Genomic DNA, 16,308 nt, shown 5'->3' with positions numbered 1-16,308 from the left:
ACATACATTGATACATCGCATATCAGGTTTCCTGCAGAGCTTGCAAAGAGTTCCACACTGTTCACTACAAAGGCAAACGATTTTTACAAGTTTTACGATGAATGCATGGTGAATTTGTATATCCTGCATCAGGACGTTCTTTTGTGTGTGCGTGAAGTCGTACCTCTTTTGATACAGTGGAAGGAGCTTTTCCGATCATTCTTCCGATTTCTGCGAAGTTTTTATTCTCGGTAAGTCCTTTCTCAATATCAACACGCTGTTCAAATGTTAAATGTTTCTGATTGCCTTTATTATTCATAATGATCTCCGATCTGCACAGGCAGGCAATCAGCTGCAAGTACATTATACGGAGGCATGAGTATCAAGGACAATAGGGCGAATATCTGTGCAAGATTAATTTCCAGAAATATAGAATTTACTCTTGCATTAAGGTGTGAACTGGAATTTACAATTTCATTTAAGTCTCTTGACACGAACGTATGTTCGTGATATGATTATGATATGAAAACAAACACATGTTCGCTTACGAGGAGGTGCCTGTATGAAAATTACAAAGTATAATTTGAATGAAGTGTTATTTGAGAATCAGGACGCCCGGCTGTTGATCGAAGACGTTGTGACCCATACCGGTGCAAGCCTTTACTATTATCATGACACAGAGATCACGGTCCGTAAAGCCCTGGATATCTGGTATAAAGCCATGGACGCAGAGGATGAGGAGGACAGGCCGGTTTCGCTTCTGGATTTCTCCAACAGGGGCCATGTGGAGCCATTGTTTGCCTAATATCTGCAAAGTGCATAAAATAAATTTTCATATCCCATAAAGTTTGTGCACACTTTTTTTGCGGTATATGCTATTATAATAGACGTAACCCCCCCAATACATTATATAGTTTTTGCTACACCCCATAAGAAACGAAATACCTTCTCCTAAAATGACCAGTTCCCCGACTGGTCATTTTTTTTTATCATGAATACAGGAATCTTTCGGCATGGTGAGGAATATAATATTAGGCTGGCAATTATATTTGCCTGAAAAACGTGCTGAAAGAGGGGGAAATATGACACAGCTGGAGCTTGTAGCAGAGATTGGTAGTGAGGCGATCCGGATTGCGTGGATGTATCTGGAGGGACAGCTCACTTTGAGAGAACTGGAAAATATACTGGGAGAAAAAAGGGCAGGACTGATCCATAGATATGTGAATGAATACATGAAAGAATGTGTAATTTAGGGATTCATATGCTATAATGGAACGGAAAAACAAGACGGAAAAGAGAAGGCTGTCTGAAGACAGGAAGGGACATTATGGAAGACATAAAGGGAATTGTGCTCATAGTGGCTATAGTGGGGGCGCTGCTGTACGCCGGCATCTGGGACAGGCATCACAGGAAATAAGAAATATAAACAAGGATGTTCCAGGTGAGGATCAGGAATACGTTTACGATCAGGCACATGGAAACGGAGGGCCGTTTGGCCCAATGCCTGTATGCAAAGGGAAGTACCGCCATCAGCCAGACAGCAGACATAACCCCCAGGAACAAACAGAGGGCAAGTGTGTTCCGTATCTTGATATGTAAGAAAAAACCGGCAATATAATAAACAAGGTTGATCAGTGCTGCAAGCAGAGAAAGAGCTGCCAAAACTGCGCCGTAAATATAGCCGCGCAGCACCGAATAAACAATGCCGCACAATAATATAAATGGAATGATAAACCATATTACATGTAGTTCCATTATTGCCCTCCCGCCGAATGTATGTTCTAATTCTAACACAGTTCTACAAAAAATTCACCTGTTTTTTCAATGAAATCCAAATCATTGGACATGATCCCCTGCCATGTTCTTTAATTCCCTGTAAATGGAAAATCGTGTAAACAATTGAAAATACAGTGGTGTTATTGCCGTAATTTTGCTATAATGGAGAAAGCGGATAGGAACTGATTGGGAGGACGCTTATGAGAGTAGAAGCCTTAAAATACCGAAGTGAACAGAATCTGGATATTATCATATTTGTGGATTTTAACGTGATGAGTGAGGAACATACAAAGCGGTGGACCATAGCGGAGATTGCTTACAAAAAGCTGCTTGTGAACAAATACAACTTTTTAAGCGATACATACAGGGATGAGGATGATTATTTCCAGATGGGGCCCGAGGAGCGGACCGCCTATGTGCTGAATAAGCAGATTGAGTTTGTCGGGGAGGAAAAGTTAAGGGAGGCATTAATGGCTGCCTGGAACATGATTAAACCGGATCCGGACCAGGTTCTTGGCATAAGATAGAAGTCTCTATATCATTCAAAGGCCCCCTTGTCCACTGAGGGTAAATATGGATCATGAAGTAGCTTGATTGAGGGAATCCCCAGGCGCGGCCGAGGGATCCCTTTTTATTTCGTTTTATTCCGTTGTTAGTCCTTTTTCTTCTCTTTTTCTTCCCCTTGTTTTGTACCCATCATTCCCCTGTGCCCCTTGGCTGTGATTAGATGTCTGCTTTTTGGGATAAAATATAAAGAAAAGCAGATTATGGAAATAAGCAGTTATGAGAATAGGAGCAATGATGAAGAAACTAATACAAACCGGTATAACAGCACTGCTTTTATCACTGGCCTTCCCGGCAGTGGTATATGCGGACGGGGATGGCGCCGCCGCGGCAACCCTTTGTGCCCAGGCAGATGCGGTCATAAATGATCTTATATCCACAGCGGATGTGATGAAAAGAGGGACATTTGGGGGGAGTCAGGAGGGCAGGGCGGTCTTTGAAAAACTGGATGCAAACTCAATGGCACTCATGGAACTGGCCGTTGACAGCGCTCAGGCTGCGAATCCTGCGGGCCTGAGGTTTTCATCTTATACCCAGGAAGACCTATATATCCTGGCCCATGTGATCTGTGGGGAAGCACAGTCCTATCCGGATGACGAGCAGCTGTACGTGGGATCCGTGGTCCTCAACCGGGTGGGCCATCCGTCCTTTCCCAACACGATCCAGGATGTGGTGTTCCAGCGCGGGCAGTATGCATGTACCAGGGACGGAAATTACAACCGTGAGCCTACGCCTCAGAACTGGGCCAATGCGAAGTATCTGTTGGAAAATGGAAGCGTCCTTCCGGGCAATGTGGTATGGCAGTCAGGAGGGCGGCAGGGAAATGGCGTTTATATACGAACCAGATACCATTGCTATTGTTACTGAGTGATCATTCCCTGTCTGAAGATTTGAACAGAGAGGGGGGACAGCCTTGGGATTATGTGATATAATAGGTAAAAACAGGAAAACACTATGTGGCGAAGGGAGAGGAGACAGGATGTATAAAACAATTGTGGAGACGGTTTTGGGAGATATTACAAAGGTAAGCGGCATGGATGCAATTGTCAATGCCGCCAATTCCTCACTGTTAGGAGGAGGCGGTGTGGATGGCGCCATCCACCGCGGTGCAGGCAAGGAACTTTTGGAGGAATGCAGGCTGTTAGGCGGCTGTAAGACAGGGCAGGCCAAGATCACAAAGGGATATCAGCTGCCCTGCACGTACATCATACATACCGTGGGACCGGTGTGGAACGGAGGAACGCACAGCGAGGAGGAACTGCTGGCTTCCTGCTACAGGAATTCCCTTCAGCTGGCAGTGGAGCATCATGTGAGGCAGATCGCATTTCCATCCATCTCAACGGGCATCTATCATTTTCCCGTGGAGCTTGCGGCGGAGACTGCGGCCAATGAGATGGACAGGTTCCTGAAGGAACATGACGGGGAGCTGGACCGTATAGTATGGGTGTTGTTTGATGAGAGAACAAAGCTGATCTATGACATGGTGGTGCGAAAGGTGTTTGGGTTGCAAAATTAAATATTGCGGCGAAAACAGGCGGTTCCATACAAGGGGAACCGCCTGTTGAACTGTAGGTTATACAAAAACAGTATATTGTGATAAAATATTCATATCATGTTGGAAAATAAAAAAGACAAAGGGGAAATGAGATGCCGAAAAAGGAAACCGCAACAAAAGAAGACCTGATGGATGTACTGGACTTGCTGGACCGTTTGGAAATCCGTTACTGGTTAGACGGAGGATGGGGAGTAGACGCGCTTGTGGGAAAACAAACGCGGGAACACAGAGATATCGACATTGATTTTGACGCCCAATACACAGACCAATTGATCGATACTCTGGTATCCCATGGTTATTCGGTTACAACAGACTGGAGACCTGTGAGGATTGAACTGTATCATCCGGAAATGAGTTACATAGACATCCATCCATTTGTAATCTCTGGTGACGGTAAGGCAAAGCAGGCCGATATGCAGGGAGGATGGTATGAGTTTGAGCCGGATTATTTCAGTAAAACCATGTTGGAAGGGCGGGAGATCCCCTGTATTTCAGCTATGGGCCAAAGCGTCTTTCATACCGGGTACGAATTGAGGGAGGTTGACAGGCATGATATTAAAAACATCAACAGTCTGTTGGCGCAGAGCAATGAAGAACGGCAGAATGGATGAGACAAATCAACAAACAGAAGGTGATACGAAATGACAAAAGAATCCAAACGAAACTTAAGCCCCAAAGAATCAGAGCGGAAAACGCAGTTTGACGTTGTCTGTAAAACCATGGAAAAAGAAGGGTATACGAAGACTGATCTCACAGTTGGCATTATACAGGCCAATATATTTGCGATCATATTAATGATGCCATTTGCCGGAATCGTAATCTTTCTGTATCGTATGAAGAATCCCAGCGGAGACTTTTACTTTGGGGCCGGTTTTATATGGCTGTTTGCCCTGTTCCTGTTCTTGATCGTGGTACATGAGGGAATCCATGGATTGACATGGAGCATGTTTGCAAAGAAACATTTCCACTCCATTGAATTTGGTGTGATCTGGCAGGCCCTGACTCCCTACTGCACCTGTTCGGAACCTCTGAGCAAATGGCAGTACATCATAGGTGCCGCCATGCCCACTTTGATTCTGGGATTTGCGCTGTCAGCGGCCGCGGTCTGTTTTGGAAACCCGGGGCTGACGGCGCTGTCCGTGATGATGATCTTCAGCGGAGGAGGAGATGGTCTGATCATCCTGAAGCTGCTGCTGCACAGGACCAAAGGAAAGACAGTGGTCTATTATGATCACCCCTATGAATGCGGTGTGGTTGCATTTGAGCGGTAGCAGCTATTGACCGGTTAATTTGAATTCGGTTCCATCTGTCACAGGAGATTCACCTTTCATGACAGTGACAGGATCCGAACCTTTTTGGACAAAACATACCGTGTTCTTGTCCTTGATCTCAAAAATGTAAGTATACGCCCCATCGTCCGTAGCTGCGGTGACATAGCCGTTGTCAACAGAGATTGTTCCCGCGGTTAAGTAGGATGATGAGGGATTGAAACCAAAGGAAAAACGGTGTTCTGTCAGATCAAAGGTAATGGCTGGCTGGAAAAAATCCGTCTCATTACCGCTTGTAACATAGGTCCCGTCTGACAGGACGGGCGTTGGTTGAGTGCATCCGCAGAAGGTGAGGACAGCGGACATTACCAGAAGGAATATACAGCTAATGGTTTTTAGGTTCATCCGGCGCCTCCTTTTGGGTTGATCTGGCGGGCTGGTTCATGGGATCCGTGTTTTTTCTTCATGGTTGATACCTCTTAGTCCTCTTTTATTTTATATTTGGAAATAAGATGGGCGGTCAATAGGAACACTGGAACCAGTATGCTAAAAAAACCAAGGTACCCAAAGTTCATATCCGTCAGATAGGTGATGATAAATAAGGCTATTTCAATGGAAATGGGGGCAAAGATGCAGATACATGCTAACATCCGCCATTTTTTATTTGTCATGGTATTCATCTCCTTATATGTGAATTTGTATAGAGGGGCTGCATAAAAAGTAACGCTAGATATACACTGATTAATAAGTGTCAAATGATTATTATAAAAGCTTTTTAGTTTAAGATATATTAATATTCGTCCATATATTTCTGTAATCCATCTGCAAATTTTCCAATATGAATACCATCAACAAATGAGTGATGTGCTTGAACCGATATTGGCATGAAGAATGTTCCGTTCTTTTTATAATATTTCCCCCAGTCAAACAGGGGCGTTGCGTTGTCTTTCTTTCCTGAATTCGTATGAGAAATATGAGTATATGTTATCCACGGCATAGGGGAGCATTGGAAAACATCATTTCCAAGAGGCCCGGTAAAGTATTCTTTTTGTTCCCTTGCGGTTTTTGCTGCCAACTCCACGTATTCCTCAATCTTATTTTGCATAGGGACATTAACCACCTTAAACAACTGGGTATCTTGATTCAGATATGTAAAAGCGGTATCGATTTTATCATACAAAACAATAGTTCCATCCAAAAAGCGGTATCTAAATGCTTCTATTTCATTTGCACATTTACATACAGCATATACCATTGCAATTGTAAAGGAAAAATTTTGTTTCTTAATTTTTTGCAGGAAATTAGTAATATCTACTTCAAATGTCACGCAAAAGGCAGGTTCAGTACTATTTCTAAAGATCATACAATGCATTGCTCTTTCCCAGCATTTTTCATCCACTACTCTATAAATATTAGCCATCATGCCCCTCCTGAAGTTGGATTTGCTAAATTTGCGCTATTTGCCTAAAACATACTTGACCATACGCAATTGCCTTGTGCCTATTCCAATATAAGTTAAAGGTGGTTCCGTTTGTATGAACGGCTCATGCATTTAAGTAAAATATTATGTTATAGGCGGCGCACATTTCATTAAACGGATTATTGTATTGATGAGGAATATCATCACGAAAACGGATAGATTGCTTTTCTTTAACAACAATTTCCCTGCCGTTCAAAACAAGCTGCAGTTTTCCCTGTATAACAAAGAGATATTCTTCCACTCCATCTAAATGTTGTTGGGAACGATAATCACAGCCAGCAGCAAATTCTATATAAAATATTTCCATGTTCCGCGTTGGACAATAGGGGAAAATTGCATATGTCTTCATCAACTCACCATATTCCAAAATTGGCTTATGTGATTTAAAGTCAACAATCTGAAAATCGTTCTCCTGTTCCTGCAAGAAATAGGATAATGGAACTTTAAGCCCTTTCGATATTTTCCATAGAGTGTTTATAGTCGGAGAGGAAGCACCACGCTCAATTTGAGCTAAGGCAGGTTTACTTACATTGGTTAAGTTTGAAACCTCGTCTAAAGACAGCTCCTTGTTCTGACGAATTGATTTGAGCCGCTTGCCAACATTCAAATTGATATTTTCCATTCTTATACCTCTTGTTTGTATTGAATAATATCGTTTTGTATATTATAACATACAAAAATTGAATTTTCAATTATAAACGTTCCAAAACGTTAAGAAAGATATTTATTATCTAGACAGTTTTATATTGATAGTTAATAGATCTTAGTGTATTCTGTAAATAGGAAATGGAATTCAGATAGGAGGGATTGAATATGACATCATCCAATATAAAGGCTATGATCCAGTGCGATAGTTACAAAGTATGGGAAACCGTATTAGCAGTTGAACATTATCATACATGGCGAAGCGATGTGAGCAGAACAGAATTGATAGATGAAAAACAGTTTATAGAATATTCCCCCAATGGCTATTCCACTACGTTTACAGTTACTGTGGTTGAACAGTACAAGCGCTGGGAGCTTGATGTAAGAAACAGCCATACAAAAGGACACTGGACCCTTGTATTTGCATCCAAAGGCAGTGAAACAGAGATTGACTTTACAGCGAGTGTAACAGCGGAAAAGCTTTCTATAAGGCCAATTGGTAAAAGTGTATTTGAACAAACGTATTTGAAAAAGGCGCAGACACAATTTATAACAGATTTAAAAAAATTTCTCGATTGACAGCTTCCGGTTTTGAACGATATATAAATAGGGAACTGCTAACTATCAGGCATGAAGTTAGTAGTTCTTTTATTTTGCATAATAAAGAAGAAAAATCCTGTGGAGCGAATAAGGCTCCCCAGGATGTAGTTATGGAATTAGGATCATTTAAGCTTTTGAATTTCTTTATAGGCTTCTATAAGACCATTTTTAATTGCTTTCTTAAGAATGAAGTATGCGAGAGCAAAGAATCCAATAATTAGGGCAACATACAAAATAAAGCTAAAGATCATAAAGAATATTGATGAATGCATAAGGTATCCTCCTAAAATTGTTTCATATATGTTATTAAAATTATAGAATAAATTAGCGTAATGTCATAGTATGGAAATCATTAAAATTACCTTACGGAAAACGTGCAAAGGTTCGTACCGCGATGAGGTATCTTTCAGAGCATCAGGAGGTAATACATACCTGTTAGAATCAGAGGTTATATTTTGGATGAGGGGATATAAGAGGCTTATTCTGCAGTAGTGTTGTGGGCTGGGTTCTGGTATAATAGAGCTGAAGTTTTATCAGGATCAGTGGAAATGATGGTCGATACATCCCCGGTCAGTTTGGGAAGAGATTAAAACTAAAGGGAATTACATATGTAATCCCAGCAAGACGGAGAACATAAAAGTGATAGGAAATATTATGATCGACTGTCAGGATGAAAAAGAATTACAGAAATTCTACAGTGAATTATTGGGATGGGAAATATGAGTTTTTGGGAAAAAGTTCAAAAGATAACTGCCCGTATTGCGCGTGGGAAACTTGTTCGCGGTGTAACGGCTCTGGACGAGTATCTCTTTATACTATAGTTCAATAGGCTTTGATCGTTACAAAATTACAATGAGCATGTTCTAATCCTCATGGTTTAAGTTGAAACCATGAGGATTTTAGCTTTGCCTGTTTTGAAGAGTTAAGACTTTTTCATGATGGACGTCCCTTCTGAAAAGTGGTATGATAAATGGGAAAGAGGGGATGTATATGTGGGAAAAGTGGAAAAAGAATGTCACAATTTTCTGTGTCATGTTTAAGATTGGATGTTTTACCTTCGGCGGCGGATGGGGGATTGTGGCTCAGATGCAGGAAGAATTTGCAGACCGGCGTCATTGGGTGACGGAGCAGCAGATCCTTGACTTTATGTCCGTAGGCCGATCTCTTCCGGGACTGATGATCATGAATATTTCGGTAATGTTCGGCTATACGGTGGCCGGTCCGGTGGGAGCGCTTTCAGCTACCCTGGGACTTTCAACACCAGCGCTCCTGGTGTTTTCTATCGTCACTTACTTTTATACGGCGATGAAGCAGATTGGCGCGGTTAGCCATGTGCTGAATGGAGTCAGAGGCGCGGTCATTCCTGTGATCATAGGTGCGGCATGGAAATTAAAAGGACAGGCGCTTGTATCAAGGATTAGCTATGTCATCATGGCTGTGGCCTTTTTTTTGTGCACCTTTACAAGCCTTAGTAAGCCTATGATTGTAATTCTTGGCGCCGTGTTCGGGCTGGCGCTGGGCTTTGTTCGGGATCAGAAGCAGGCTGGCGGGAAAACCCAAGGCGGACTGACGGATGACCGTCAAGCAGCTCAAGACGGATTGGCGGATAACAAACGGGAAGGGGGCGGTCATTCATGATCTATCTTCTTTTGTTCTGGTCTTTTATGAAGGTGGGGTTCTGCAGCTTTGGCGGGATGACTATGATTCCGGTCATCAGCGATATCGTACTCCGGTACGGATGGATGACATCGGAAGAGGTACTGGATATTGTGGCGGTAGCGGAGATGACCCCAGGCTCACTGGGAATCAACAGCGCGTCCTTTGTGGGCTTTCGCACGGCCGGGTGGCTGGGGGCGTTCTGCGCAAATCTGGGAACCATGATGCCTTCGCTGACACTCTGCATGCTGGCCGCACATTTCATCACGAAATTCAAGGGTAATCGATATTTGGAATGGCTTTTTACCGGAATCCGCCCTGTCTGTATCGGCATGTTGGCCGCTGTTGTGGTTTCGCAGAGCAGAGGGACATTTTTGACTGGAGAGGGACCTTTGGGAATCGGCTGGAACCTGGTTGCGATTGCAGCAGTTGTAGGTTTCCTCATGAATAAACTTAAGCTGTCTATTCCAAAGACGATTCTGTTAGGAGCTCTATTGGGGCTTTTGTTCGGATGATGGGGCATTAATGCCTGGCGGTGAGGGCCACGGACTGTCAAATTTCAAATGCCCCATATTAGTGTTTCTTTTAAGGCAAATCTGGATATCTCCGATAATGAGGCTTTTGTCCTGTTGGCAGGAGGTCAGTAAACTGGATACCAATTATCAAGAGGTATGTCTTAAAGCCTGAAGAATCAATAACTGAGAATGCGCTGATAATCCTTAGAATGGGGTATAAAATTGGAAAATAAGAAAGACGAGGAGTGGAATTCTCCCCGTCTGTTTTTTTGAAATAATACCTTTTGTTTCACTGCATCCGGCAATATAATCCATGCCGATGTCATAATGTTGTGCAAGAATAATTAATGAATCGACAGATATACGTGTTTTTCTTACAGTTATAGTTGTTTCCTAAACTGATTGGGCGTTATTTGCATAACCTCTTTAAAAGATTTAATATAATAACTGGTACTGCAGAAACCAGTTTCTTCAGCAATTAAATCAAGAGGTTTTTCTGTATTTTTAAGAAGTTCCGTACTCATGTAAATGCGGTAGGTTTTAATGTAAGATGAGATGGTCTCATGTAAAATGCTCTTAAAGATGCGGCAGCATTCACTCTCGCTGAACATTACAACTGCCGAGATATTCTGAATCGTTATCTTTTCCGAATAATGATTTTGGATATATTGGATGATGCTATGTACTACAGAAGCATGGTTATTTGGATGGTGTTTTTCTGAACCATCACCTTTGTTGTTTTGAATCATCATGAGCCATAATTTAGTCAGTTCACTTTGAATACTATATTCAAAACCGAAAGTTTGTTCCTGTGCCAACTGATATATAGTAATTAGATGGACAAGCACTTTATTCTGCCACTCAATGTCGGGAGAAAGAGGAACCGCCTCGAAGTCTGGGGCTTTTTTATATGGGGTAACGTATTTTGTTTCAAAAACAGATCCCGGAAAAACAGAAAGCAGTTTTTCATTAAAATCATAGCAGATAAATGTACCGAATGGGGGATTTTTCGGTTTGATCATATGAAGGCATCCTTGATTAATAAAGATACCGCCTCCTTCAGATATGTCATATTGTTTGGAATTTACAAAGAAACTAACAGTTCCTTCTGTTACATAGCACAACTGCAGTTCCTTATGCCAATGCCAATTGACAAAGCCCATGACTTTTTCTCTAAGATCATCAAGGTAGATAACAAATGGAAATTCATAATTGCCATGGGGAGTGCATTCCATCATATTTTGACCGATTTGAATATCTGGATATTTGATTGTTGAAATCATTTACAAACCTCGTTTCTGGATAGTAATAAGATCACTCGATTAGCGAGCCGTTAATTTGTATAATAATCCTCAATAAATGGTCGGATCAAATGGTTGTGTTAATTATTTTTTTGTACAAGAATCATGATTTTATTATTACACTTATTGTCTGATGAATAAATGCTCAAAATCATTACATTATCAAACAAAATTATTACACATTTTGCAGATGAAGTCAAATATAATTACATTATCAAGAAATGAAAAAACAGCAACAAAAGAAGTATATTAATGAAGGAGAAACTATGCAAAAGTGCAGTGATGAACTCAAACAAAATCTAGTACGGTGGCGACACTATTTACATCAGCATCCGGAAACTGCATTCCAGGAATTTGAAACTGGCAAGCTGATTATTGATAATCTTAAAAGTTGGGACTGGGTAGTTACGGAAGGTGTTGGAAAAACAGGAATTGTAGCAAGTCTTACTGCCGGGGACAGTAGTGCCTGCATTGGTATTCGGGCAGATATGGATGCTATAAACCTCCAGGAACAAGGAGAAATATCATACGCATCAGATGTATCAGGAAAGATGCATGGTTGTGGGCATGATGGGCATGTGGTAATGCTACTTGGAGCAGCAAAGATGCTTTCGGAAACCAGAAATTTTAATGGTACGGTGAGGTTGGTTTTTCAGCCATCCGAAGAGCCGGGAGGCGGTGCGAAAGCGATGATTGCAGATGGACTGTTTGAACGTTTTCCAATGGATGAGATATATGGGCTGCACAATGCACCGTTTCTGCGGGCCGGTAAAATCCGCACACGAGTCGGCGGTATCATGGCCAGTGAAGATAAGTTTAAAATCCGGATTACCGGCAAAGGAGGGCATGCAAGCAGTCCGCATGAAGGCATTGATCCCTTCGTATGTTTTGCAGAAATTTATTTAGCCCTACAAACCATTGTTTCAAGAACTGCAAATCCATTGCATCCGTTGGTGATATCCTGCACGGAAATTAAATCTGATGGAGCTCCCAATGCGATCCCTACCAACATAGTTGTCAAAGGTGATGTAAGAAGTTACTCAGAGGCGAATCAAAGGTTAGTTGAAGATCGTATGCGAAGTATTGTAGAGGGTGTCTGTCGGATGAATAATGCAGTCGGAGAAGTGAGTTATACTCGTGAATTTATTCCATTAATTAATTCTGAGGAGTGTGTGGTTCATGCTGGTAAAGCGGCACAGGCAGTGGCAGGTATTGATAATGTTGAACTAAATGGAGAACCATGGATGGCCTCTGAAGACTTTGCTGATTTTTTAAAGGTCGTGCCAGGATGCTTTGTCCTTTTAGGCAGCGGCCAAGAGGATTCGAATAATATCCCTCTTCACAGCCCGTTTTATGACTTTAATGATGACATCCTGACGATTGGAACTGAGTTCTGGACAGAGTTTGTGGCTCAGAGGTTGCGTTGATTGATAGTAATGTTAATATGAATCTGATATGGAAATCAGCCAGTTGTTTTTAATTTCCTGTTGAGCAACAGACAAACTTTTGGTTTTTATAGCAGCAATAATGCGGCAGTGATTTTCATAACTGGCCTGATGGCGGGCAACCTCCTTGAAAAAATGATTTTCATTCCGACAGGCTAAAAAAGTTAGTTGATCTGTAAATGTGATCAAATAAGGATTGCCGGTTATTTTGGCGAGATAATTGTGGAAGTCTCGGTCTGCTATATGTGCATCAGAGGAAGAACCGTGGTTGGCATTTTCCAGAAACCGCTCATTTAGTTCGGTTAAACAGGATAGATCCTTAGCTGTGATCTGGTTGATGCATAGTTTGAGGGAGATTGACTGCAGTTCACCAAGGAGTTCATAAACGTATTTCATATCCTGGAGATCGATTGGAGTAACATAGGTTCCACTTGATGGAATAATATGTACCAGATTTTGTTCCTTTAACATTTGCAAAGCTTCTCGTACCGGGGTACGGGAGACAGAAAAGTATTCGGCAAGTTCGGTATCATTTAAACGCTCATTTGGCCGAAACGTACCATCAATAATCCACTGCTGGAGTGTTTTGTAAACACGTTCTTTAGCAGTCTGGCGGTTGTACACTTCTTTTTTTGGGGGGATTGGCATAAATAGTTCAAACTCCTTTTATAGTACAATCTGCTTTAACAGATTGTATAGCTATTTTACTATTTGGAAAAGGAAAATACAATATTTAAACAAGAAATATTAGTAAAGGATTTGAGGTTAATGGCGTTGTTTACACGTCAGGGCAGATACCGGTGAATCCTGTTGATAAAACGGTGCCTGATGGAATTAAGGCTCAGGCAGAGCAGAGCTGTAAAAATGTAGCGGCGATCCTCGAAGCAGCAGGCAGTATTATGGGTGACTTCATTTATATTATGTGAGATTGAGGCAATAACAATTTTATAGATGGTTTTTATTTATCCAAATTGATATATTGGATATCGCTTGTATTAATCTTGAGCGTTATGATTTATTAGAAACTTATTATAATAAAACAGGGGTCAGTAATGAGAGAACATCATATTAGTTATATTTATGCAATAAAAAATGAAAACACGTGTACAGGAAAAGGTCCTCAGTTTTTAACAGATGAGGCTACCGCATCCGTATATAATATCCACTATACGTTAGACAGTTATCAGCCGACTCCATTGGTTTGCCTGGAGGAAATGGCAAAACATCTTGGCGTAAAGGCTGTGTTTGTAAAAGATGAGTCCAAAAGATTCGGTCTTAATGCGTTTAAAGGGCTTGGCGGTTTGTATGCCTTAACGAGAGTGGTTTGTAAGGAACTGGGATTGGATGTGAATCATATTAGTTTTAGTGATTTGCAAAAGCCGGAATGGAAAGAGCAGGTTCAATCCATGGTATTTGTAACTACCACAGACGGTAATCATGGCAAAGGGGTGGCGTGGGCGGCAGCTCAGCTGGGATGTGAAGCGCATGTGTATATGCCGGTTGGTTCTTCTGAATTACGGGCTCAGGCGATCGAATCCTTTGGGAAAACGGAAGTTAGAATCATGGAAACCGGATATGATGATACCGTTCGATATGCAGCCCATATGGCTAAAGAAAATGGCTGGCATCTGGTACAGGATACCAGTTGGAATGGGTATGAGGAGATACCGGTATGGATTATTCAAGGCTATACTACGATGGCAAAGGAGGCCGTGTCGCAGCTGTCAGAGGCCGGGTATGATTATCCCACGCACGTATTTTTGCAGGCGGGTGTAGGTGCTATGGCAGGTGGTGTGTTAGGCTATTTGGCGAATCACTACGAAGATAATCGGCCGACTTTTGGCATTGTTGAACCTGAACATATTGCCTGCATCTATCAATCAGCAAAAATAAATGATGGTAAACCCCATCCCGCAATAGAAACAGGTTTAACGATAATGGCGGGTTTAAATTGTGGAGAGCCTTGTACGATAACTTGGCCGATTCTGCGAGATTTTGCAGACTGGTATTATAAATGTCCTGATTTTATAGCTGCATTGGGAATGCGTCTTTTAGGAGCACCTGCAGGTGATGATGAATCAATTGTATCAGGGGAGAGCGGAGCAGTAACAACCGGGCTGTTTTATGCACTATTGGAAAAGAATGAATTTGCTCAGCTGAGAGAACTTGCTGGCCTGGATGAGAATTCGGTAGTGCTGCTGTTTAATACGGAAGGTGATACGGACCCGGTTAACTATCGCAAGATCGTATATGAAGGAAAGGAGGCAATGCCAAATTAAGAGACAATAGATTTATTGATCTGACAACGTAGAAATTATATCAACAAAAAAATTTAGGAGGAAAAAGATGAAAGAGTTAATTAGGTTTACGGAGGCAGAATTTCAATCACGCATTAATAATTGCCGCAAGAACATGGAAAGGGCTGGGATGTCCGGAATGATGGTTTCAGCTGAGGCAAATATCAATTATTATTCTGGCTATCGCACTCATGCACCATGGACTACCTTTACCCGTCCGATGTTCTTATTTATCCCGGTTCAGGGTGAACCGCTGCTTTATACACAAACTTTCGTAACACCGGAAGCAACACTTAAGTCGTACTGTTGCGGCAACCGCAATTTTGACAGTCTCCTTGGTCCGACTGCAAATGAGCTATATGATATTATGCGGGAGTTGAACATGGTGCCTGGCAGCGTTGGTTTGGAATTGGGATTTGAGCAGAGGATTAACTATCAGCCGGATACATTCCTTGCACTGCGGGAATTAATTGGGGCTGAAAATATTATCGATGCAGCGCCTCTGATCTGGCGGCAGCGTATCATTAAATCGCCGGCAGAGATTGCGTGTCATAGAATTGCCTGTGAGGCAACGGGATATGCACATGACAAGACATTTGCAGCAATCGAGGCAGGAATGAGCGAACGAGAAATCTCTATGCTGGCACAGCAGTTCATGTTGGAAGGCGGTGCAGAGTACCCAGGTTTTGTTATTATTACCAGCGGACCTGGAAACTATGAGCGGATTAGTGCGATTAGCTCCGAACGGCAGCTTGAGTATGGAGATATGCTGTGGCTGGATTTGGGTGCTGTATACAATGGTTATTGGTCGGATTTCTGCCGCGCCGGTGTTGTTGGTCCCATCAGTGACGAGCGTAACCGCATGCAGGATGATGTCTATGCTATTACTGAAGAGGCTGCATCTGTCATGGCACCTGGTGTTCCGATTGCACAGGTAGCCCGTGCATGTGGTGAAGCGCTGGAGAAACGTGGATATCAGGCGACCTATGACTGTGGCCGTATGGGACATGGTATGGGACTGATGAGTACCGAGCCGGTATCAGTTACTGTTCATGAGGAGGGCGTTTTGCAGGAAGGTATGATCATTAATTTGGAGCCGGGGATTCTGGTGGAAAACGGTGTATTTTGTATTGAAGAGAATTATGTTATTACAGCTGATGGATATGAAAGACTGTCCATTGGCAGCAGAAAGCTACACCAGATTAAGGCCTGATATAGACGATATTA

The 16,308-nt window shown here is 42.2% G+C and carries 22 protein-coding genes and 1 pseudogene; 14 read left to right on the top strand and 9 right to left on the bottom strand.

Annotated features, from left to right (window positions below):
• Positions 1 to 64: 64 nt before the first annotated feature.
• Positions 65 to 298 (bottom strand): helix-turn-helix domain-containing protein, encoded by a 234-nt coding sequence (locus tag HMPREF9469_RS30975; RefSeq protein WP_085952464.1) that lies wholly within the window; start codon positions 296 to 298, stop codon positions 65 to 67.
• Positions 299 to 541: 243 nt separating this feature from the next.
• Here HMPREF9469_RS30975 and HMPREF9469_RS00180 point away from each other — a divergent pair, with 243 nt between their 5' ends.
• Positions 542 to 784 carry a hypothetical protein gene (locus tag HMPREF9469_RS00180; RefSeq protein ID WP_007857897.1) on the top strand — a complete coding sequence of 81 codons (243 nt, stop codon included), beginning with the start codon at positions 542 to 544 and terminating at the stop codon, positions 782 to 784.
• A gap of 277 nt (positions 785 to 1,061) precedes the next feature.
• On the top strand, positions 1,062 to 1,232 hold the full coding sequence (locus tag HMPREF9469_RS32270; RefSeq protein WP_007857895.1) for a hypothetical protein: 171 nt from the start codon (positions 1,062 to 1,064) through the stop codon (positions 1,230 to 1,232).
• Between the two features lie 151 nt (positions 1,233 to 1,383).
• Here HMPREF9469_RS32270 and HMPREF9469_RS00175 read toward each other — a convergent pair whose 3' ends face one another.
• A complete protein-coding gene (locus HMPREF9469_RS00175; RefSeq protein WP_007857890.1) occupies positions 1,384 to 1,734 on the bottom strand; it encodes a hypothetical protein in 351 nt (116 codons plus the stop codon).
• Positions 1,735 to 1,955: 221 nt separating this feature from the next.
• Here HMPREF9469_RS00175 and HMPREF9469_RS00170 point away from each other — a divergent pair, with 221 nt between their 5' ends.
• From HMPREF9469_RS00170 to HMPREF9469_RS00150, 5 genes are all read left to right on the top strand, one after another.
• A complete protein-coding gene (locus HMPREF9469_RS00170; RefSeq protein ID WP_007857883.1) occupies positions 1,956 to 2,282 on the top strand; it encodes a hypothetical protein in 327 nt (108 codons plus the stop codon).
• A 274-nt stretch (positions 2,283 to 2,556) separates the two neighbouring features.
• On the top strand, positions 2,557 to 3,186 hold the full coding sequence (locus HMPREF9469_RS00165) for a cell wall hydrolase (protein WP_007857881.1): 630 nt from the start codon (positions 2,557 to 2,559) through the stop codon (positions 3,184 to 3,186).
• A gap of 112 nt (positions 3,187 to 3,298) precedes the next feature.
• Positions 3,299 to 3,835, top strand: coding sequence for an O-acetyl-ADP-ribose deacetylase (locus HMPREF9469_RS00160; protein ID WP_007857879.1), 537 nt, complete (start codon positions 3,299 to 3,301; stop codon positions 3,833 to 3,835).
• A gap of 131 nt (positions 3,836 to 3,966) precedes the next feature.
• Positions 3,967 to 4,485 (top strand): nucleotidyltransferase domain-containing protein, encoded by a 519-nt coding sequence (locus HMPREF9469_RS00155; protein ID WP_007857878.1) that lies wholly within the window; start codon positions 3,967 to 3,969, stop codon positions 4,483 to 4,485.
• A gap of 30 nt (positions 4,486 to 4,515) precedes the next feature.
• Positions 4,516 to 5,145 carry a DUF3267 domain-containing protein gene (locus tag HMPREF9469_RS00150; protein WP_007857876.1) on the top strand — a complete coding sequence of 210 codons (630 nt, stop codon included), beginning with the start codon at positions 4,516 to 4,518 and terminating at the stop codon, positions 5,143 to 5,145.
• 3 nt (positions 5,146 to 5,148) lie between these two features.
• Here the strand turns inward: HMPREF9469_RS00150 and HMPREF9469_RS00145 are convergent, their stop codons facing one another.
• From HMPREF9469_RS00145 to HMPREF9469_RS00130, 4 genes are all read right to left on the bottom strand, one after another.
• Positions 5,149 to 5,547 carry a hypothetical protein gene (locus tag HMPREF9469_RS00145; RefSeq protein ID WP_007857874.1) on the bottom strand — a complete coding sequence of 133 codons (399 nt, stop codon included), beginning with the start codon at positions 5,545 to 5,547 and terminating at the stop codon, positions 5,149 to 5,151.
• Positions 5,548 to 5,621: 74 nt separating this feature from the next.
• Entirely contained in the window at positions 5,622 to 5,813 is a 192-nt protein-coding gene (locus tag HMPREF9469_RS00140; protein WP_007857873.1) for a hypothetical protein, read from the bottom strand.
• A gap of 119 nt (positions 5,814 to 5,932) precedes the next feature.
• Positions 5,933 to 6,562: a CatA-like O-acetyltransferase gene (locus tag HMPREF9469_RS00135; RefSeq protein ID WP_007857871.1), complete on the bottom strand. Its 630-nt coding sequence runs from the start codon at positions 6,560 to 6,562 to the stop codon at positions 5,933 to 5,935.
• A 124-nt stretch (positions 6,563 to 6,686) separates the two neighbouring features.
• Entirely contained in the window at positions 6,687 to 7,244 is a 558-nt protein-coding gene (locus HMPREF9469_RS00130) for a helix-turn-helix domain-containing protein (protein ID WP_007857868.1), read from the bottom strand.
• A 191-nt stretch (positions 7,245 to 7,435) separates the two neighbouring features.
• Between HMPREF9469_RS00130 and HMPREF9469_RS00125 the strand changes: the two genes are divergently transcribed.
• Complete coding sequence (locus HMPREF9469_RS00125; RefSeq protein ID WP_007857866.1) at positions 7,436 to 7,846, top strand: SRPBCC family protein; 411 nt, start codon at positions 7,436 to 7,438, stop codon at positions 7,844 to 7,846.
• 143 nt (positions 7,847 to 7,989) lie between these two features.
• On the opposite strand, the gene HMPREF9469_RS31855 is transcribed toward HMPREF9469_RS00125, so the two are convergent.
• Entirely contained in the window at positions 7,990 to 8,139 is a 150-nt protein-coding gene (locus HMPREF9469_RS31855; protein WP_007857864.1) for a DUF6019 family protein, read from the bottom strand.
• A 718-nt stretch (positions 8,140 to 8,857) separates the two neighbouring features.
• On the opposite strand from HMPREF9469_RS31855, the gene HMPREF9469_RS00120 reads away from it, so the two are divergent.
• The gene (locus HMPREF9469_RS00120; protein ID WP_007857858.1) at positions 8,858 to 9,505 is read left to right on the top strand and encodes a chromate transporter; all 648 of its coding nucleotides are present in this window, start codon (positions 8,858 to 8,860) and stop codon (positions 9,503 to 9,505) included.
• The gene (locus HMPREF9469_RS00115; RefSeq protein WP_007857856.1) at positions 9,502 to 10,038 is read left to right on the top strand and encodes a chromate transporter; all 537 of its coding nucleotides are present in this window, start codon (positions 9,502 to 9,504) and stop codon (positions 10,036 to 10,038) included. The genes HMPREF9469_RS00120 and HMPREF9469_RS00115 overlap by 4 nt, the downstream gene beginning before the upstream one ends.
• Positions 10,039 to 10,418: 380 nt before the next feature.
• Here the strand turns inward: HMPREF9469_RS00115 and HMPREF9469_RS00110 are convergent, their stop codons facing one another.
• Positions 10,419 to 11,321, bottom strand: coding sequence for an AraC family transcriptional regulator (locus tag HMPREF9469_RS00110; protein WP_007857854.1), 903 nt, complete (start codon positions 11,319 to 11,321; stop codon positions 10,419 to 10,421).
• A gap of 239 nt (positions 11,322 to 11,560) precedes the next feature.
• Here HMPREF9469_RS00110 and HMPREF9469_RS00100 point away from each other — a divergent pair, with 239 nt between their 5' ends.
• A complete protein-coding gene (locus HMPREF9469_RS00100) occupies positions 11,561 to 12,766 on the top strand; it encodes a M20 aminoacylase family protein (RefSeq protein ID WP_227883909.1) in 1,206 nt (401 codons plus the stop codon).
• 12 nt (positions 12,767 to 12,778) lie between these two features.
• Here HMPREF9469_RS00100 and HMPREF9469_RS00095 read toward each other — a convergent pair whose 3' ends face one another.
• The gene (locus HMPREF9469_RS00095) at positions 12,779 to 13,432 is read right to left on the bottom strand and encodes a GntR family transcriptional regulator (protein ID WP_007857850.1); all 654 of its coding nucleotides are present in this window, start codon (positions 13,430 to 13,432) and stop codon (positions 12,779 to 12,781) included.
• Between the two features lie 98 nt (positions 13,433 to 13,530).
• Here HMPREF9469_RS00095 and HMPREF9469_RS33670 point away from each other — a divergent pair.
• The 3 genes and pseudogenes from HMPREF9469_RS33670 to HMPREF9469_RS00085 all read left to right on the top strand — a co-directional run.
• A pseudogene (locus HMPREF9469_RS33670) lies at positions 13,531 to 13,686 on the top strand (RidA family protein); the annotation flags it as partial.
• Between the two features lie 150 nt (positions 13,687 to 13,836).
• Complete coding sequence (locus tag HMPREF9469_RS00090; RefSeq protein ID WP_007857849.1) at positions 13,837 to 15,063, top strand: diaminopropionate ammonia-lyase; 1,227 nt, start codon at positions 13,837 to 13,839, stop codon at positions 15,061 to 15,063.
• Positions 15,064 to 15,130: 67 nt separating this feature from the next.
• Complete coding sequence (locus HMPREF9469_RS00085; protein ID WP_007857847.1) at positions 15,131 to 16,294, top strand: M24 family metallopeptidase; 1,164 nt, start codon at positions 15,131 to 15,133, stop codon at positions 16,292 to 16,294.
• The last annotated feature ends 14 nt before the right edge of the window (positions 16,295 to 16,308 follow it).

Source organism: [Clostridium] citroniae WAL-17108 (assembly GCF_000233455.1).
In the GTDB taxonomy this organism is placed as follows: Bacteria; Bacillota; Clostridia; order Lachnospirales; family Lachnospiraceae; genus Enterocloster; species Enterocloster citroniae.
Note: the sequence above shows the minus strand (reverse complement) of the source record. Positions and strands in the feature narration are given on the sequence as shown.

Coding starts and splice junctions, on each gene's coding strand:
- HMPREF9469_RS30975 (WP_085952464.1), bottom strand. CDS start 298: ATGAATAATAAAGGCAATCAGAAACATTTAACATTTGAACAGCGTGTT.
- HMPREF9469_RS00180 (WP_007857897.1), top strand. CDS start 542: ATGAAAATTACAAAGTATAATTTGAATGAAGTGTTATTTGAGAATCAG.
- HMPREF9469_RS32270 (WP_007857895.1), top strand. CDS start 1,062: ATGACACAGCTGGAGCTTGTAGCAGAGATTGGTAGTGAGGCGATCCGG.
- HMPREF9469_RS00175 (WP_007857890.1), bottom strand. CDS start 1,734: ATGGAACTACATGTAATATGGTTTATCATTCCATTTATATTATTGTGC.
- HMPREF9469_RS00170 (WP_007857883.1), top strand. CDS start 1,956: ATGAGAGTAGAAGCCTTAAAATACCGAAGTGAACAGAATCTGGATATT.
- HMPREF9469_RS00165 (WP_007857881.1), top strand. CDS start 2,557: ATGAAGAAACTAATACAAACCGGTATAACAGCACTGCTTTTATCACTG.
- HMPREF9469_RS00160 (WP_007857879.1), top strand. CDS start 3,299: ATGTATAAAACAATTGTGGAGACGGTTTTGGGAGATATTACAAAGGTA.
- HMPREF9469_RS00155 (WP_007857878.1), top strand. CDS start 3,967: ATGCCGAAAAAGGAAACCGCAACAAAAGAAGACCTGATGGATGTACTG.
- HMPREF9469_RS00150 (WP_007857876.1), top strand. CDS start 4,516: ATGACAAAAGAATCCAAACGAAACTTAAGCCCCAAAGAATCAGAGCGG.
- HMPREF9469_RS00145 (WP_007857874.1), bottom strand. CDS start 5,547: ATGAACCTAAAAACCATTAGCTGTATATTCCTTCTGGTAATGTCCGCT.
- HMPREF9469_RS00140 (WP_007857873.1), bottom strand. CDS start 5,813: ATGACAAATAAAAAATGGCGGATGTTAGCATGTATCTGCATCTTTGCC.
- HMPREF9469_RS00135 (WP_007857871.1), bottom strand. CDS start 6,562: ATGGCTAATATTTATAGAGTAGTGGATGAAAAATGCTGGGAAAGAGCA.
- HMPREF9469_RS00130 (WP_007857868.1), bottom strand. CDS start 7,244: ATGGAAAATATCAATTTGAATGTTGGCAAGCGGCTCAAATCAATTCGT.
- HMPREF9469_RS00125 (WP_007857866.1), top strand. CDS start 7,436: ATGACATCATCCAATATAAAGGCTATGATCCAGTGCGATAGTTACAAA.
- HMPREF9469_RS31855 (WP_007857864.1), bottom strand. CDS start 8,139: ATGCATTCATCAATATTCTTTATGATCTTTAGCTTTATTTTGTATGTT.
- HMPREF9469_RS00120 (WP_007857858.1), top strand. CDS start 8,858: ATGTGGGAAAAGTGGAAAAAGAATGTCACAATTTTCTGTGTCATGTTT.
- HMPREF9469_RS00115 (WP_007857856.1), top strand. CDS start 9,502: ATGATCTATCTTCTTTTGTTCTGGTCTTTTATGAAGGTGGGGTTCTGC.
- HMPREF9469_RS00110 (WP_007857854.1), bottom strand. CDS start 11,321: ATGATTTCAACAATCAAATATCCAGATATTCAAATCGGTCAAAATATG.
- HMPREF9469_RS00100 (WP_227883909.1), top strand. CDS start 11,561: ATGAAAAAACAGCAACAAAAGAAGTATATTAATGAAGGAGAAACTATG.
- HMPREF9469_RS00095 (WP_007857850.1), bottom strand. CDS start 13,432: ATGCCAATCCCCCCAAAAAAAGAAGTGTACAACCGCCAGACTGCTAAA.
- HMPREF9469_RS00090 (WP_007857849.1), top strand. CDS start 13,837: ATGAGAGAACATCATATTAGTTATATTTATGCAATAAAAAATGAAAAC.
- HMPREF9469_RS00085 (WP_007857847.1), top strand. CDS start 15,131: ATGAAAGAGTTAATTAGGTTTACGGAGGCAGAATTTCAATCACGCATT.